We start from the raw sequence: 16,358 nt of genomic DNA, 5'->3' as shown, positions 1-16,358 counted from the left end.
GTGGGGTTAATTTAGGTCTAGATAGTTTAGATGTCAAGTAAAAGACGTTGCGCGACCAGGCGGCCAGCCCATGATCCACTTAACGTTCTACGCTTAACGCATGAAAAGCCCGCCGTTGATGTCCCAGCAAGCACCGTTGGTGAAATAGGCATCTGGCGATGCCAGCAGCACGGCGACGTCCGCGATATGAGTTGCAGAGCCGAGGCGCCCCACCGGAATGCCTGCGATGATCTTCTCCAGCTTCTCTGCCGGCACCGTTTCGTGAACGATGGCTAAATCGAGCGGACCCGGCGAGATAGCATTGACAGTCACGCCAAGCGGGCCTAGGTCGCGAGCGAAAACTTTCGTGAGCGTGAGAGCGCCGCCTTTTGCCGCGGCGTAATGCGCGCCGGTCGCCGAGCCGCCGTTTTGTCCCGCGAGCGAAGCGATATTGACGATGCGCCCTGCGCCCTTTGTCGCGAAGTGCTGTCCGAAAACCTGGCAGCCGAACAGCACGCTGCGCAGATTCACGTCGATGACCTGATCGAACTGCTCGGCCGTAATGTCCATGACCGGAACGATTTTCGATGCGCCCGCGTTGTTCACGAGCGCATCGATCGCGCCCCAGCGCTCGAGCATCGCATCGCGTGCGGCCTCGAAATCCGCCTTCGATGTGACGTCGAGCCTGATCGCAAACGCACGCGATCCATCGCTGCTCAGTTCGCGCGCGAGCGCTTGAGCGGCGTCGACGGCAATGTCGCCTAGTGCGACCCGATACCCGGCATCGAGAAAGCGGCGCGCGACCGCTGCGCCCAATCCTCTCGCAGCGCCTGTAACGAGTACGACTCTATTGGACATAAGCGCGGTTCCTGAATGTGCGTTCGACGCGCTCAGCGCATCAACATGGCTTCGATGTGTGCCGCAACCGCGCACACCGTTTCATCTTCGCCTGTGCGACCCACGATCTGCAATCCCGCTTTAAGCGACGACCCGACGATCGGAACCGGCAACGTGAGCGCCGGATGTCCGCTGAGATTGAAAGGCCGGATAAGCGACGACATGCCGATCACCGACGTGCCGGCACGCGCCGCTTCGACCGTGATCGGCAGCGAGGGCATTGTCGGGAGGATAAGCACGTCGGCGTGCTCGAGCGCGCGGTCGACCTCGTCGGTGAAGATGTGGCGGATACGTTCGGCCGAATCCAGATCAGCCGCTTTGGTGTTCGCCGCGGCACGCAGACGGGCTTCGATATCCGCGCCGAGCTTGCCGCCGTCGACGAGATGGCCGAACGCGCGCCATGTCTCCGCGTTGATGACCGCGAGACCCGCCGCGAACGCATCGCGCATGGATGGCAGCCGCACGTCATGCGAGCCAAGTTCGCTGCGTGTCACGGCAGCCGCGATAGCGCGCCTGATTTCTTCATCGGCTTCGACATCGAGCATCGCGACGCGCGTAGTTCTTGCGTCCCGGCGCGCACGGTCGACTTCAAACGATGGGTCGATGGCGAGCATCACGTCGATAATCGTCTTCATGTCGCGCGCGAAGGGACCGACGCAGTCGAGTGTTGTAACCCGCGGCGACACGCCTTCGCGCGACACGCGCCCGAACGTCGGCTTGAGTCCGATCACGCCGCAGCATGCAGCGGGACCGCGCACCGAGCCGCCGGTATCTGTTCCGAGCGCAGCATCGACGAGCCCGAGTCCAACGGCCGATGCCGAACCGCTCGACGAGCCGCCCGGAATGCGCGCCATGTCTTGCGGATTGCGCGGCGTGCCGCTGAAGTCGTTAATGCCGGTCATGCCGAACGCCAGCTCGTGCATGTTCGTTTTGCCCGTGATGCGCCAGCCTGCATCGAGCAGGCGCTGCACAACTTCCGCGTGACGCGAGGCGGGCGGCGTATCGGCGAGCGCGCGGCTTGCAGCGGTCGTTGGATAGCCGGCAATATCGATGCTGTCCTTGATCGCGATCGTGGGCGCATTCGCGCGCGGTTGCGCGACGAGATCGAACTGTTGCAGGAAAGCGCTCATGCGCACGCTCCTTGAACGGGGTTGACGTGCCAGGGCGCACTGAACAGACGCTCGGTGCGGAAGTGGCGAATCAGCCAGTTATCGTTGTCGCGCGGCGACGGCGTGAAATCCACTTCGAGGCGTGCCGAGATGAGCTCGGCGTTGGCACCGACATAGCCGGAAGCCTGCAACATGACCCAGCGGCCTTTGGCTGTATCGCTGTCTACTTCGATATGCTCGCTCGTCAGAAAATGAACGTTGGTCGCGAAGTGCGGCGTGGGCGGCAGGTAGCGTTGCAACATCGCGACGATGTCCGCCGGTCCCTGCAAGCGGCCGAACTTGTTCGCATACTGCGGGCCGATGCCTTCCCACACGGCGTCATCGGTGAATAGTGCCGCGAGCGATTCGTGTTCGAGCGCGCGCGCCGGTACATCGCACAGTGCCATATACCGCGCGATGGTGTTGCGCACGGCGTTTTGCGCTTCGAGTGCGTGCAGGCGCGCCTGCAGTCGTTCGAGAGTTGTGTCGATCATCGCGTCATATGTCGTTGTTGGCTGGGACAGACGGCGGCGCGGTCAATGGTCGGCCTACACGCGCTTCGATCTTGCCGTAGCGCCAGAGGTTGTATCGGCCGACAGGCGTCGTGCGATACAGATTGCAGACCGCAACGGCGGTGTCGAAGTCGGCAACATCGGCCATGATGTAGAAGGTCCACGGCGCGCCGTCAGCGTTGCCGACGACCAGCCTGTCGTCGTCCATCACGCCGAGCACGCGTACATTTTCCATTGCTTCAATCGCGGCGAGCATGGTGCTGTAGGCTTGCCATACTTCACCGATCTCGTCGCGCGGCAGGTCGAAAAATTTCTGCGTGACGCCGCAGCAAAACAGCACGCGCAACGGTAGTTCTCGAGTGTCGGTCATCATGTTCTTTGAAGTGACAGCGGGTTGGTCGGGCGCGCGCGTGCATCGCGTCGCTATCGGCCCAAAGCGCGAGCGGTTTTACCGCCAAGACCAAAATCCGTATTCGGAATGTCTTTGATCATCACGCGTGTGGATTGCAACGGCACGTCAAGCACGGCGGCGCTGGTTTCACAAAGCTGTGCGATCAGCGCTTCTTTCTGCGCGTCGGTGCGGCCCGCGATCAGTATCGCGACGATCACCGGCAACGCGGCTGGCGTGAGCTTGCCGCCCAGCCCGATATTGGATGCCGGCAACTCCGACAATAGAATGCGCACCGATTCGGCGGGCGCGCCGATGGCATCGACGGTAGCCTGCGTGAGGCCATGAATGAGCGATGCCTTGCGGTCGTCGCTGTGACCTTGCGGCAAATAAACTTCGAGTGTCGGCATGATGAAAAGGCGAAAGCGCATCGGCGCATGCATGTGCCGATGCGCGATTGAACATCAAAGCAGGAAGCCGATCGCGTTCAGCGCTTCCGTCGAATTGATCAGGCGGATGACTTTCTCGACGAGACGCGGCTCGCCGTCGGCCATGCTGATCTTGTGCGTGAGATCGGCCGCGAAGATCGTCGACACGCCACGCTTGTACGCGATGATGATCTGCGAAGACTTCACTTCGATAAGATCCGCGCTCTCCGACGACCGCGTGAAGCGCGACACCGTGCGCACCGTGCGGGCCGCATCGGATGCGGATGCCGAGTAGCCCGACGTCATGCGTTGCACGCGCAATTCGCGCATGTGCTGATCGTCGAATGCATAGTTGAGCGTGGATGCGTAGTCGGTCGTATCGGGATCGATCGGCACGACATAAACGCCTTTCGGGTCCCACATCTGCAACCACGCGTGATAGTCGCGCCGATCCAGAAGCTCGGCTTCGCGCCAGATAAACTCGATCGCGCGTGCAAAGGTCTGGTGCGAGAAAAGTGCGTTGCGCTCGTCCATCATGCTTGCTCCATCATTGCGCGCCATTGGCGGTACGCTTCGCGCATGCCGGTTTCGTCGGTTGCGTGCGCAGTCTTCTCGCCGTTCGGCGCGGTCGTTTCGCGGTTGAGGCCACGGTTCACGAGAATGGGTACGTCAGGGCCCGCGTACGAGCCGCGCTGCACGCGTTCCCATGCTTCCGCGTCGTCGGGACTGCCGAAGCCAAACGGGCCCTGGAAGTGCTCGTGTATGCGCAGGCGCACGCGGTTCGCTTCTTCGGGGCCGCCGTCCATCGCGAGCGCGACGTGACGAATCTCCGTTTCTTCCGCGGAGATCGGGCGCAGCACGCGGAAGAAAGCCATCGACAACGCGAGGTTCGGGAACAGATTCAGATTGAAGCCGACGCCCATCAGCGATCGCACAATGCGGCGCACTTCTTCGGGCGTGTGCTTGTGCGCGAGTTGCGCGGCGAGTTCGTTAAAGCGCTCGGGCAACGGCGCGCCGTCGTCCTTATCCAGATCGACGATCTCGGGCACCAGCACCGCGAGGCTATGGCCATTGCCGAGCGAGCGGCAAAACGCGTCTTCGCTCGTCATGAAGCTGGTGATGGCGGCGGCGGTTTCATCGTCAATAGACTCCATCCACGACTTGTGCACGACGGGGAAGTGATAGAGGTCAGTCGTGTTCTCGAGCTGAATCTTCCAGTTGCCCTTGAACTTGAACTTGTGCTCGCCGTTGGCCTTGATCGGATAGCCGGCGCCTTGCTTCATGAAAAGGTCGATCCACGGTTTTGCACCGCCGAGGAAGTCTTCCAGCGATTCGATGTTTTCGTTGAAGCTCGCGAAAATCAAACCCTGGTACACGCCGACGCGCAGCTTCTTGAGCGGCAGATCGCCTTTCTCGCAAACGCCTTCGTAGCCGTCGCCATAGGGCAGCGCGCGCAGTGTGCCGTCGAGTGCATACGACCAGCTGTGATACGGACACGTAAAGCCTTTTGCATTGCCCTTGTGCTCTTCGCACACGGTCGCGCCGCGATGACGGCAACGGTTCTGCAGCACGTTCACCGCGCCCGTCTTGTCGCGTACGACGATGACCGGCTGCCGGCCGATCGTCGTCGTCACGAAGTCGCCTGGCTTTGGCAACTCGCTGTCATGCGCGACCCACACCCATGTCTTGTAGAAAATGCGCTCAAGTTCTTCTTCGAACAGTTGCGGATCGTAGTAAAGCGAAGGCGCGATGCGGTCGGCTTCCGCGCGCTTCGCGAGCGCGCTGGTGTCGATGGTTTGATAGGTCGGCGTACTCATCGTGATCGTGGGGAAGTTGAGTGGCTGAGAAGGGAGAGGCACTGCGACGTGAGCGCATCGTCTCGTTGACATCAGTCTCGCTTTGCGAAGATCATGCGTCAAATCGATTAAAAACAGGTCGCCCGATAAACGCGGCCGATTTAACGCGAGTCCCCATGACCTCCATCGACCACATCGATTTGAATCTGCTGCGCGTGTTCCAGGCCATCGTGGAGGAACGCAGTCTGACGAAAGCAGGCGAGCGGCTTGCGCTGTCGCAGCCCGCAGTCAGCTACTCGCTCGGACGACTGCGCACGCTTTTCGACGACCCGCTTTTCATTCGCACGAGAGCCGGGATGCAACCGACGCCCGTTGCGCTGGAACTCGCGGACATCGTGGGACGTGCGCTGGATACCGTGCGGCAGGCGCTGCGATACGCCGAGCGTTTCGATCCGGCGACGAGCACGCGCACGTTTCGTCTGTCACTATCGGATGCAGGTGAAATGGCTTATCTTCCGGCGCTATGTGCCGCGCTCCAGAAAGCCGCGCCGCGCGTCAAGCTGGTGGTCGAGCCGATGCGCGTGGAAGAGATGGAAGAGGCGTTGCGTTCCAGCCGCCTCGACTTCGCGATTGGCAACCTGCCGTTGTTGTTGCCACGCACGAAGCATGGTTTGCTGTTCGAGGAATCGTATGTCTGCATGACGCGCAACCGGCCGGATTTGCCGCGCGGAAATGAGTTGAAGCTCGAGCAGTTCCTGACCGCATCGCATGTGCAGATCAATTCGCTCGAGCACAGTCATCATGCGCTCGACGACGCGCTGCGTTCGCAAGGCGTCGGGCGCAATGTCGCGCTGGTGTTGCCGCATTTCGTCGCGGTGCCTGGCGTGCTCGCTGCAACGGATTTGCTGGCGACGTTGCCGGAGCGGCTCGCGCATATCCTGAATCGCGGCGACGCTTTCCGTATTTACGCGTTGCCGGTGCATGTGCCGAAAGCGGCCGTCACGATGCACTGGCACGAGCATTTCAACGACGACGAAGGCATTGTCTGGATGCGAGGTCTCATCACCGACATCCTCGCCGGCTTCACGAAGATGTGAGAATCGTCGTCGCGGGCTTACAGGTCGAGCACCAGCACCGGCGTACGCGAGCGCGATACACAGCAGCAGATCACGCTGTTGCTGGCGCGTTCCGCCTTGCTCAGGCAATGATCTCGATGCTCCGGTTCGCCGCTTATTACGTCGACCATGCAAGTGCCGCACACGCCCTCGCCGCATGATGTGTCTACTTCAATGCCGATCGTCGCGAGGGCATCGACGATGGATGTTTTTTCGTCCACCTTCACGGTCTGACCCGTGCTCGCCAGTTGTACCTGGAAGCTCGCGAGCGAGGTTCCCGTTTCGTTTGCGGGCTCGGCCTTGAACCGTTCGAGATGAATGGCATCGGCGGGCAAGCGCTTTTGCGCGGTGTCGACCACGAGGTCCATGAACGGCGCGGGACCGCATGTGTAGACATGCGCGTCGGCGCCCGCTTCGCTCAGGCAAATGTCGAGTTCAGCGGCAAGCGCATCGCGCCGCACACCGAAGTGCAATCTCACATGGGAGTCGAACGGCGCGCGCGTGAGCAGCGTCATGAAGGCGGCATGTGCCTCGCTACGCGCGAAGTAGTGCAGCGTGAAGCGCGCGCCGCGTGCAGCGAGGCGATAGGCCATCGAGAGCAACGGCGTAATGCCGATGCCCGCGCCGATCAGGATATGCTCGCTGGCGCCGTCGTTCAGTTGGAACAGATTGCGCGGCGCACCGACTTGCAGTTCTGTGCCGATACTCACTTCCTCATGCAGCGAGCGCGATCCGCCGCGCGACTGCTCTTCTTTTTTAACCGCGAAAACTTGAGACGATACGCATTCGGGATCGCCGCATAACGAATATTGCCGCGTGATTCCCGAGGGACTCGTGACGTCGATATGCGCGCCCGGTTCAAAGCGTTCGAAGTCCATGCCGTCGAGACGCGAGATCTTGAACGAGCGCACGCCGTGCGCTTCTTCAGACAGGGCGTCGACGCGGACCTTGAGGGCTTGAGCTTGCATGATGCTTTCCGATGACAATTTCAAAAACGATGAGTCGAGGTTAGCGCCGCGTCTCATGCGTGAACCTGAGCGTCACGACGGTGACGAGACCCAGACCGATGAGGAATAACGCGACGGGCCAGTAAGCGTGATACCGCACGAGCAGCGCCGTCGCGATGAGCGGCGACAGGCCGCCCGCGAAAATCGACGCGACCTCATGTCCGAGTGCAACGCCTGAATAGCGCACTTCCGTGCTGAACAATTCGCCGACCAGCGCGGGCAGCGTGCCGATCATCGCGCCGTGGCAGACGGCCGTTCCGAGCACCAGCGCGAGCCAGATCAGCGGTGTCGAATGCGTGTCGAGCAGCCAGAAGAACGGGAACGCCATGACCACGAGCGACACCGCGCCGATCATGTAGACGGGCTTGCGTCCAATGCGGTCGGAGAGTTTGCCCCACAGAAGCATCGCAAACATCTCGATGATCATCGCGAGCATCACACCGGTGAGCATGATCGAGTTGGAGATACCGGCAAACTTTCCGTAGACCAATGAGAACGCGAGAAAAATATAAGCACCGCCGTTCTCCGCGACGCGCAGGCCCATCGCCATGAGAATCTCTTTCGGGTGACGCTTGATGACCTCGATCACCGGCATATGCGCGGTCTTGCCCGCCTTGTTCGCTTCCTCGAAATCGTGGCTCTCGGGCAGGTTGTGGCGGATGTAGACGCCAATCGCGAAGATGGCGATGCTCGCGAGAAACGGCAGACGCCAGCCCCACGAAATGAACTGATCGTGCGGCAACGCTTGCGCGCCGAGAAACGCCGCCGACGAGAGTACGAAGCCGCCGCCCACGCCGAGTTGGCTCCACGCCGCGTAGTAGCCGCGTTTTTCGGGCGGTGCGCTTTCGCTGATCATCAGCACGCCGCCGCCCCACTCGCCGCCGGAGGCAATGCCTTGCAGCAGACGCAGGCCGACCAGCGCGGCGGGCGCCCATAGGCCGACGTGATCGTAGGTCGGCAACAGGCCGATTCCGAACGTCGCGACACCCATGATGAGCAGCGTCCAGACCAGCGACGCGCGGCGTCCGTAGCGGTCGCCGATATGTCCGAACACGACGCCGCCTAGCGGCCGCGCGACAAAGCCCATCGCAAACGCCGCGAAAGCGCCGAGCGTTCCGACCAGCGGGTCCGCGTTGGCCGGAAAGAACAGTTGCCCGAACACGAGCGCCGCGGCCGTGCCGTAGACGAAAAAGTCATACCACTCCATTGCATTGCCCGCGACGGACGCGACGACGATACGTCTGAGTGCGCGATCCGGCGTCGCTGGAATACGTTCGGCTGCCGAGGAGGATTGAACCGTGGACATGTCTGCTCGCTGGGTAGGTAGGTGGCGCGCGCCTCTCGGGCTTCGCATAGCGGACAGTTTCAAAGCGCCGGATAACTGCGTCAAATCGGCCGAAAAGGGCGGGGCATATCAGCGCGGCAAATAGTCCGGGCGGGCCCCGGGCGTCAGGCTTGCGGCTGATGGAACATCGCGAACAGCGCGTCCCGCAGCCAGGCAATGCCGGGGTCCGACGCGGACTGCGTATGCGAATGCACCTTGATTTCGATCGGCGGCAGCGAGAACGGCAACGGCAGCACGCGGAACGCCTTGCCGCGATTGAACCGGCGCGCGATGCTCTTCGGAAAGATCACGGCGAGGTCGGTGTTCATCACGATCTCCGGCGCGACGACGAAATGCGGCAGTCGCACGACGACCTCGCGCTTGACGTCGAGTTCGTCGAGCCACTGCTCGACCATGCGGTGCCCGGTCGCGTTGGTGGTCGCATAGACGTAGCGCAGCGCGGCGAGGTCTTCGCGTGTCGGCTTCGCCTTACGCAGTGGATGACCCGCGCGCACCACGCACACATGTTCGTCGACGAACAGCGTCTGGCTCACGCAGCCTGCGTCGAGTCCGGGCACATAGCCGAGCGCCAGGTCGATCTCGCCGGCGCGCATCGCGGCGCTAACCGATTGAACAGGGATATTCGCCACTTCGATGCGAATGCCGCGCGCCTCGCGATCCAGCATCGAAACGAGCGGCGGCAGAAAATAAAACTCCGACATGTCGGACATCGACACGCGAAACACGCGCTGCGCCGTGGCGGGGTCGAACTTCGCGAGCTGCTGCACCGCGTCGTTGATGATCGCGAACGCCTGGGCGAGCGGCGGATAAAGGCGGTAGGCGGCATCGGTGGGCACCATGCCGCCGGGCGTGCGCAGAAACAGCGGGTCTTCGAAAAGATTTCGCAGACGACGCAGCGCATGGCTCACGGCCGGCTGCGTCAAACCCAGGCGATCACCGGCGGCAGTGAGGCTGCGCAGATCCCAGATCGCAAGGAAAACGCGCAGCAGGTTCAGATCGGCGATGCCGACATGCGGCTTGGTCATGCGCTTCGCTCGCGGACAAAGGGGGCAACGCGCATCTCGCGACGCCGGTCAGTGTGTCCCGAGATTACCGTAGTTGCTGCGCATTGCAAAATGCGGCGTCGCGCCCGTGAAAGGCGGCAGCGCGTGGAAGTCGCGGCGCATCGCGTCGCGAACCGGAGAGGCAAGCGCGGTCGCGAGTGCGGAGGCATCGTCGAATACGACCTTGTTGCGCTGCATCGCATTGGCTTGGGCAAAAGGCAAGCCGCTTCTGCTGTCGAGGCGCGTGTAGATTTCCAGCTCACGCAGCGCCGGCAGTTGCAGCATCAATGGCGGATGATGTTCCAGGTAATGCGAAAGCCACGCGTTGTAGTTCTCGGCGATGCCTTCGTAGGCGACCAGATAGGTGCAGCGCTCGGCGTCGAGTCGCGCGGTGCGTTTGTGCGTGCGAACCGCCATGACCTGCTGCGCGAACGATTGCCGGCTCAATGCGTGATGTGCCGCAGCCTGCAACGCGCGATGAATCGCGCCGTCTTCCGCGCAGGCGGCTTCGAGCGGCGCAAGATCGTCGAAGTACCACTGCAGTACGGTCGACGGCGCATCGCTCGAGGCCGCGATGCGCGGGTCGACGCGCTGTTCGAGCGGTTCGTGAACGATGAGCCTGCTCAGACCTTCGATGCCTTCCGCCGCCCGTTGCAGCGCGGCGCCGTCAAGCAGCGGCTGCATGCGCGGCGCGCCGATCAGGAAAAGGCAAACTTGCATCGTCATGCCGCCTCGCCTGTGAGCTGGTGGAATCGTCTGCCGAAGTAGACGAGGCCGTTGCTTTCGCCGCACAGATCGATATGCTCGATCCGCACGAAGATCACGGAGTGCGAGCCCATCGTTTTGCTGTCGATGATCGTGCCTTCCAGCGTGGCGATTGCATCGTCGAGCACGGGGACCGCAAGGCGGCCCGCGTGCCACGCGCATTGATCGAAGCGCGCTTGCATCGAGCAACCGGTCATGCCCGCGAACACGCGCGCCGGCTCCTGGCCTTGCGCGCCCAGCACGTTGATGCCTACGCGGCCGTTGCCGTGCAGCACGTCGTGCACATAACTTGACTGATTGATGCAGATCAGCATGGTCGGCGGCGAGTCCGTCACCGAACACACGGCGCTCGCGGTGATGCCGCATCTGCCGTGCGGACCGTCGGTGGTGATCACGTTGACCGCCGCCGCGAGGCTCGCCATCGCGTTGCGGAACTGCGTGCGTTGTTCGTCGTGCGTCATGGCCATCGCTCCTCTCACGGCTCAGGGATACGGCGTCACAGGCGGAATGCCGACGAAGACGGCTCCCGATGCGTCGTAAGTCCCTTCGCCGAGGAACGCGTGCTGCGTCACGACGATCGAATCGCGCACGAGCCGTTGCATGCGGCTCTCCCGGTAGATCGCGCCAACGCCCGCCATCTTGTACGCCTGCATCACGATGTCGGCACACGTATGCGCCGCGTGCGTCGCTGACAGGCGTAGCAGGTTCGCTTCTGCGGGCAGCACGGGGTCGCCTGCGAGCACGGTGCGCCACGATGCTTCCGCGGCGTCGAGGAAAAACGCGCGGGCGCTGCGCCACTGCGCTTCCGCTTGCGCGAGGCCGGAGCGATAGTAGGCGCGGTCGGCGAGACGCGGCGCGCCCGTGGTGGTCTTCGTCACGCCGGACATGCCTGCCAGCAGATCGAGCGCCGCGCGCGCGAGGCCGACGTTGACGGCGGCATGCACCTGCGCCTGATAGCTGACGGCAGGGTAGCGATACAACGGCTCGTCGATCAGCGCGACGCCGCCGCGAACGAAGGTCCATCGCTCGTCGACGTACTTGTCCTTCAGGCGCAAGTCGTGACTGCCGGTGCCCTGCATGCCGACCACGTTCCAGTTCTCGACGATTTCGACTTCGCTCGCAGGAAACACCGCGGTGAACGGCTTACCCGCGTTTTTATCGTCTGCGCCGGCGGGAGCGCCGCCGATGCCGACGCCGATCCAGTCCGCGCCCTTGCAACCGCTCGCGAAGCGCCATTGCCCGGACACGCGGTAACCGCCTTCCAGGCGCTCGGCTTTTTGCAGCGGATAAAGCCCGCCGGCAAAAACCTGATCGGGACCGGACGCATAGATTTCCGCCTGCGTTTCAACGGGCAATGACGCGAGATAGGTGTTGGCCGAGCCGAACGCGGCGACCCACGCGGTAGATCCATCGGCAATGGCGATGCGTTCGAGCATTTCGAGGAAGCGCGGCGGCGGCAGTGCGTCGCCGCCGAAACGCTTCGGCGTACTCGCGCGAAAAATGCCTGCGCGTTTCATCTTGGCGACCATATCGCGCGGCACATGCGAGAGTGCATCGAATTCATCGCGGCGGAGCTCGACCTCGTCGATCAGCGCGTCGAGCGAAAGGGGCGCGGCGTATTCGGGGTAGTCGTTCTGCGAGTCGATAATCGATTCGCTAATCGATCGGCTAATCGATCCGCTATGAAGGGCTTGCATGCGAAGTACCTCTTGGTCAATGAAGTGATGCGTCATTCGGATCGCTGATGCGCGGCGCGGCGCATCGCTTTGGGATAGGTCTCGCGCGCGAGCAGCGTCGCAATCACGGTGACGATGCCCAGGCCGCCGAGATAGATCGCAACCGGCACGGCGCTGCGATAGTGAGCCAGCATCGCGGTCGCGATCATCGGCGAGAGACCGCCGCCGAGTACCGAGGACAACTCGCGGCCAATGCCAAGTCCCGAGAAGCGCAAATGCACCGGCAGCATTTCGCTGATGAAGGCAGGCTGTGCGCCTTCCAGAATGCCCAGCGTGAGGCTGTTCGCCAGCAGCAGCGCGGCGATGACCTTCCAGTATTCGCCCGAGCCCAACAGCGAGAAGTAAGGCCATGCGACCAGCACCATCGCGATGGCGCCCACGAGGTAGACCGGCTTGCGCCCGACCTTATCGGTGATGTGGCCGGACAGCAGCGAGACCGGAATCATCAGCAGCATGGAGATCGTGAGACCAGCCAGAATCCAGCTCGACTTGATGCCGAGGAACTGTCCGTACGCTATAGAGAACGCGAAGAAGATGTACGACGCGCCGCCTTCGCCGAAACGCAGGCCGAACACGGTGAGCACTTCACGCGGACATTGCTTGAGGACTTCGATCACCGGCATCCGGCTTGCGTGGCGCGTCGCCTTGACTTCCGCGAAGGCGGCGCTTTCGCCGACCGACCGGCGCATCCACAAGCCGAGTGCGACGAGTGCCGCGCTCGCGACGAACGGTATGCGCCAGCCCCAGCTCTGGAAGTCGCCGGACGGAAGATTCTGGACGAGCAGGAACGCAGCGGTCGACAGCACAAAACCAAGCGCGGCGCCGCATGGGCTCCACGCGGCGAGCGCGCCGCGCCTCGATTGCGGCGCGTTCTCGTGGATGAGCAGAATGCTGCCGCTCCATTCGCCGCCCGCCGCGAGCCCCTGCAAGATGCGCAACAGCACGAGCAGCACCGGCGCTGCGATACCGATCTGGTGATATGTGGGTAACAGTCCCATGAGCATCGTGGCCGAGCCCATCGTGAGAAGCGTGAGCATCATCACGACCTTGCGGCCGTAGCGGTCGCCGATATGGCCGCACAGTACGCCGCCTATCGGCCGTGCGATGAAGCCCACGGTAAAGCCGCCAAATGCAGCAATGGTGCCGGTCAACGGATCGGTGCCGACAGGAAAGAACAGCTTGCCGAAGACGAGCGCCGCAGCGGTGCCGTAAAGGAAAAAGTCGTACCACTCGAGGATCTGCCCAAGCACGGCAGTCGTGACGGCGCGCTGCACGTTGCTCACGCCGCGAGGTGCGGGCCTCGCGGCGAGCGTCGGCGCGCTCAGATCGGGATTCACGGCGTCAGGGTTCATAGTCATTCGGATAACGAAGGTTTTTAACCCGCTTCAAATTGCTCGAAGACGGCGCGGCGCTTTCAATCGACACGGAAACGGCATGCGTCGAACGATATAAGCCGCCATGACACCGGTCAAATTCGAGCCAAAAATGCGCGATATGAATTCGGTGCATGAGCTGTCCGTGAAAACCCTCGGCATTAATAGGCAAATCAGCGATATGGATGCGGCGCGCGATATTGATTTATTTGACCGGCGTTGCGGGCGACCTTACCTTGTGACGCAGCTATCAGTTCACTTCATTGGCCATGACTCAACCGACAATCGAACGTATCGAAACGCGCCTCGTCGACTTGCCGACGATCCGGCCGCACAAGCTGTCAGTCGGCACCATGCACGGCCAGACGCTGATGCTCGTGACGATCTATTGCAGCGACGGCAATGTCGGTACTGGCGAAGGGACGACGATTGCCGGCATGGCGTATGGACCTGAAAGCCCGGAGTCGATGAAGCTAGCAATCGACGCATACCTGGGCCCCGCGATGATCGGCAAAGACGCCTCGCGTGTTCAGGCATTAATGGTTCACTTGAGTAAGCTCGTCAAAGTGAATCACTTCGCGAAGAGCGCCGTCGAAACAGCGTTGCTCGATGCGCATGGACGGCGTCTTGGCGTGCCGGTCAGCGAACTGCTCGGCGGGCGTTGCCGCGATCGTCTGCCGGTTGCATGGACGCTCGCTTCGGGAAGCACCGAAAAGGACATCGCGGAAGCGGAGAAGATGCTCGAATTACGTCGGCATAAGACGTTCAAGTTAAAGATCGGCGCAAGAGATCCCAGGGTGGATATCGGACACGTAGCGCGCATCAAGAAAGCATTGGGGGATCGCGGCGCAGTGCGCGTCGACGTCAATATGGCGTGGAGCGAAACGCAGGCGGCGTGGGCTATTCCTGCACTCGCCGATGCCGGATGCGAACTGGTCGAGCAACCGGTGAACTCCGCGGCAGCGCTGAAGCGGCTAATGCGTCGCTTTCCTGTTGCATTGATGGCCGACGAAGTACTCCAAGGCCCGCAGAGCGCTTTCGACATTGCGAAGAACGAGGGCGCCGATGTATTCGCGATCAAGATAGAACAGAGCGGCGGACTATTCGCGGCGCAGCGTGTCGCCGCCATTGCGGACGCAGCCGGTATCGAGCTTTATGGCGGCACGATGCTCGAAGGCGCGGTCGGCACGATTGCATCGGCGCATCTGTTTGCGAGCATTCCGAATCTGCAATGGGGAACCGAGCTCTTCGGTCCGTTGCTGATTACCGAGGAAATTCTCGTAAAGCCGCTCGATTACAGCGATTTCGAATTGACCGTGCCGGATGGTCCCGGCCTCGGCATCGAACTGGACAAAGACAGGATAAAGCGCTTTACGCGCGATGGCTCCGAGAAGGTCACACAGTAATTCCCTAAAGAGTGAGAGAGAACAATGCTCTACCACGTACGCATGGATGTCAGCATTCCGCCCGACATGCCGGCCGATAAGGCAAATGAACTGAAAGCACGCGAGAAGAGTTATTCGCAGGAATTGCAGCGTAGTGGCAAGTGGCGCCATATCTGGCGCATTGCAGGCGAGTACGCCAACTACAGCGTGTTCGACGTGGAAGGCAACGCTGAGCTTCACGACATTCTGATGGCTTTGCCGTTGTATCCGTATATGAAGATTTCCGTCACGCCGTTGTGCCGTCATCCTTCTTCCGTTCGTACCGGCGACGCGTGAGGCCGACAAAGCGCGCGATGTACTGACGCGCGCCCACGCCGCTTTCCCAATACAACATGGAGGCAGAATCATGAGTATCAAAGTATTTGCAACACAGGAAGTGCAAGACCTGCTGACGGCGGCCGCGAATCTCAATAGCGATAGCGGCGATAAGCGCGCGAGACAGATCACACATCGCCTGCTAAGCGACCTGTTCAAGGCTATCGACGATCTCGACATGACGCCGGATGAAATCTGGACTGGCGTGAACTACTTCAACAAGCTGGGACGAGACGGCGAAGCGGCCTTGCTTGCTGCTGGTCTCGGCCTCGAAAAGTACCTGGACATCCGCATGGATGCTGCCGACAGGCAAGCCAGACTCGACGGCGGCACGCCCCGTACTATCGAAGGCCCGCTGTATGTGGCCGGTGCGCCTGTGCGCGATAGCGTGTCGAAAATCGACCTCGATCCAGACAACGAAGCGGGCCCGCTAGTCATTCGCGGCACTGTCACTGGGCCCGATGGCGAACCTGTCGCGGGTGCGGTGGTCGAGTGCTGGCACGCGAATTCGAAAGGCTTCTATTCGCACTTCGATCCGACCGGGACGCAGAGCGACTTCAATTTGCGCGGTGCAGTAAAGACCGGTACGGACGGAACCTATGAGTTCCGCACCTTGATGCCGGTCGGTTATGGCTGCCCGCCGCATGGCGCAACGCAGCAACTATTGGACGCGCTCGGCCGTCACGGCAATCGTCCGGCGCATGTGCACTTCTTCGTCACTAGCGATCAACACCGCAAGCTCACTACGCAGATCAATATCGCAGGCGATCCGCTGATGTGGGACGACTTCGCCTATGCGACTCGCGAAGAACTTATTCCCCATGTGGTGGAGAAGACCGGCGGCGAGGCGTTGGGTCTCAAGACTGACGCGTACAAGGAAATCGTGTTCGATGTGCGCTTGACGCCGCGCGTAGAGGGCAAGGACAACCAGTTGGTCAATCGGCTGCGTGCATCGGCGGCGGCGTGAGAACCCGATAGTCATTCGACGGCGAACTCGCCGCCGCGACGCAGCACACGCAAGCAGGCAAGCAAGCACGCGAAGCCGGAACCTCCCCCCGCGCAACAT

18 protein-coding genes are annotated in these 16,358 nt (G+C 61.9%); 4 read left to right on the top strand and 14 right to left on the bottom strand.

All coding sequences use genetic code 11. From position 1 onward, the window contains the following. Positions 1 to 93: 93 nt before the first annotated feature. The 7 genes from BGRAMDRAFT_RS03650 to BGRAMDRAFT_RS03620 are packed head-to-tail and all read right to left on the bottom strand — an operon-like array spanning position 94 to position 5,169. Positions 94 to 837 (bottom strand): SDR family NAD(P)-dependent oxidoreductase, encoded by a 744-nt coding sequence (locus tag BGRAMDRAFT_RS03650; RefSeq protein ID WP_006047311.1) that lies wholly within the window; start codon positions 835 to 837, stop codon positions 94 to 96. 32 nt (positions 838 to 869) lie between these two features. After that, positions 870 to 2,006 carry an amidase gene (locus tag BGRAMDRAFT_RS03645; RefSeq protein WP_006047310.1) on the bottom strand — a complete coding sequence of 379 codons (1,137 nt, stop codon included), beginning with the start codon at positions 2,004 to 2,006 and terminating at the stop codon, positions 870 to 872. Continuing rightward, entirely contained in the window at positions 2,003 to 2,518 is a 516-nt protein-coding gene (locus BGRAMDRAFT_RS03640) for a nuclear transport factor 2 family protein (protein WP_006047309.1), read from the bottom strand. Before BGRAMDRAFT_RS03640 ends, BGRAMDRAFT_RS03645 begins: the two co-directional genes overlap by 4 nt. Positions 2,519 to 2,522: 4 nt before the next feature. After that, positions 2,523 to 2,906 carry a hypothetical protein gene (locus BGRAMDRAFT_RS03635; RefSeq protein ID WP_044020379.1) on the bottom strand — a complete coding sequence of 128 codons (384 nt, stop codon included), beginning with the start codon at positions 2,904 to 2,906 and terminating at the stop codon, positions 2,523 to 2,525. A gap of 53 nt (positions 2,907 to 2,959) precedes the next feature. Continuing rightward, entirely contained in the window at positions 2,960 to 3,334 is a 375-nt protein-coding gene (locus BGRAMDRAFT_RS03630; protein ID WP_044020373.1) for a tautomerase family protein, read from the bottom strand. A gap of 54 nt (positions 3,335 to 3,388) precedes the next feature. Continuing rightward, complete coding sequence (locus tag BGRAMDRAFT_RS03625; protein ID WP_006047306.1) at positions 3,389 to 3,889, bottom strand: aromatic-ring-hydroxylating dioxygenase subunit beta; 501 nt, start codon at positions 3,887 to 3,889, stop codon at positions 3,389 to 3,391. Then, entirely contained in the window at positions 3,886 to 5,169 is a 1,284-nt protein-coding gene (locus tag BGRAMDRAFT_RS03620; protein WP_006047305.1) for an aromatic ring-hydroxylating oxygenase subunit alpha, read from the bottom strand. Before BGRAMDRAFT_RS03620 ends, BGRAMDRAFT_RS03625 begins: the two co-directional genes overlap by 4 nt. Before the next feature lie 155 nt (positions 5,170 to 5,324). Here BGRAMDRAFT_RS03620 and BGRAMDRAFT_RS03615 point away from each other — a divergent pair, with 155 nt between their 5' ends. Beyond that, positions 5,325 to 6,245, top strand: coding sequence for a LysR family transcriptional regulator (locus tag BGRAMDRAFT_RS03615; RefSeq protein WP_006047304.1), 921 nt, complete (start codon positions 5,325 to 5,327; stop codon positions 6,243 to 6,245). Between the two features lie 17 nt (positions 6,246 to 6,262). Here the strand turns inward: BGRAMDRAFT_RS03615 and BGRAMDRAFT_RS03610 are convergent, their stop codons facing one another. From BGRAMDRAFT_RS03610 to BGRAMDRAFT_RS03580, 7 genes are all read right to left on the bottom strand, one after another. After that, a complete protein-coding gene (locus BGRAMDRAFT_RS03610; protein WP_044020372.1) occupies positions 6,263 to 7,231 on the bottom strand; it encodes a PDR/VanB family oxidoreductase in 969 nt (322 codons plus the stop codon). 40 nt (positions 7,232 to 7,271) lie between these two features. After that, the gene (locus BGRAMDRAFT_RS03605) at positions 7,272 to 8,576 is read right to left on the bottom strand and encodes an MFS transporter (protein ID WP_006047302.1); all 1,305 of its coding nucleotides are present in this window, start codon (positions 8,574 to 8,576) and stop codon (positions 7,272 to 7,274) included. 143 nt (positions 8,577 to 8,719) lie between these two features. Continuing rightward, positions 8,720 to 9,640 carry a LysR family transcriptional regulator gene (locus tag BGRAMDRAFT_RS03600; RefSeq protein ID WP_006047301.1) on the bottom strand — a complete coding sequence of 307 codons (921 nt, stop codon included), beginning with the start codon at positions 9,638 to 9,640 and terminating at the stop codon, positions 8,720 to 8,722. A 48-nt stretch (positions 9,641 to 9,688) separates the two neighbouring features. Then, entirely contained in the window at positions 9,689 to 10,378 is a 690-nt protein-coding gene (locus BGRAMDRAFT_RS03595) for a hypothetical protein (RefSeq protein WP_006047300.1), read from the bottom strand. 2 nt (positions 10,379 to 10,380) lie between these two features. Next, on the bottom strand, positions 10,381 to 10,884 hold the full coding sequence (hpaC, locus tag BGRAMDRAFT_RS03590; RefSeq protein ID WP_006047299.1) for a 4-hydroxyphenylacetate 3-monooxygenase, reductase component: 504 nt from the start codon (positions 10,882 to 10,884) through the stop codon (positions 10,381 to 10,383). A gap of 21 nt (positions 10,885 to 10,905) precedes the next feature. Further along, a complete protein-coding gene (locus BGRAMDRAFT_RS03585) occupies positions 10,906 to 12,120 on the bottom strand; it encodes an acyl-CoA dehydrogenase family protein (RefSeq protein ID WP_006047298.1) in 1,215 nt (404 codons plus the stop codon). Between the two features lie 32 nt (positions 12,121 to 12,152). After that, positions 12,153 to 13,511 carry an MFS transporter gene (locus BGRAMDRAFT_RS03580; protein WP_006047297.1) on the bottom strand — a complete coding sequence of 453 codons (1,359 nt, stop codon included), beginning with the start codon at positions 13,509 to 13,511 and terminating at the stop codon, positions 12,153 to 12,155. 290 nt (positions 13,512 to 13,801) lie between these two features. Between BGRAMDRAFT_RS03580 and BGRAMDRAFT_RS03575 the strand changes: the two genes are divergently transcribed. The 3 genes from BGRAMDRAFT_RS03575 to catA all read left to right on the top strand — a co-directional run bounded on the left by BGRAMDRAFT_RS03575 (position 13,802) and on the right by catA (position 16,259). After that, positions 13,802 to 14,938, top strand: a complete 1,137-nt coding sequence (locus tag BGRAMDRAFT_RS03575) for a muconate/chloromuconate family cycloisomerase (protein WP_006047296.1) — start codon at positions 13,802 to 13,804, stop codon at positions 14,936 to 14,938. A 24-nt stretch (positions 14,939 to 14,962) separates the two neighbouring features. Continuing rightward, positions 14,963 to 15,253 carry a muconolactone Delta-isomerase gene (gene catC / locus BGRAMDRAFT_RS03570; protein ID WP_006047295.1) on the top strand — a complete coding sequence of 97 codons (291 nt, stop codon included), beginning with the start codon at positions 14,963 to 14,965 and terminating at the stop codon, positions 15,251 to 15,253. Positions 15,254 to 15,323: 70 nt separating this feature from the next. Continuing rightward, positions 15,324 to 16,259, top strand: a complete 936-nt coding sequence (gene catA / locus BGRAMDRAFT_RS03565; protein ID WP_006047293.1) for a catechol 1,2-dioxygenase — start codon at positions 15,324 to 15,326, stop codon at positions 16,257 to 16,259. Positions 16,260 to 16,358 lie beyond the last annotated feature (99 nt).

This window comes from Paraburkholderia graminis C4D1M, from assembly GCF_000172415.1.
GTDB lineage: Bacteria > Pseudomonadota > Gammaproteobacteria > Burkholderiales > Burkholderiaceae > Paraburkholderia > Paraburkholderia graminis.
Note: the sequence above shows the minus strand (reverse complement) of the source record. Positions and strands in the feature narration are given on the sequence as shown.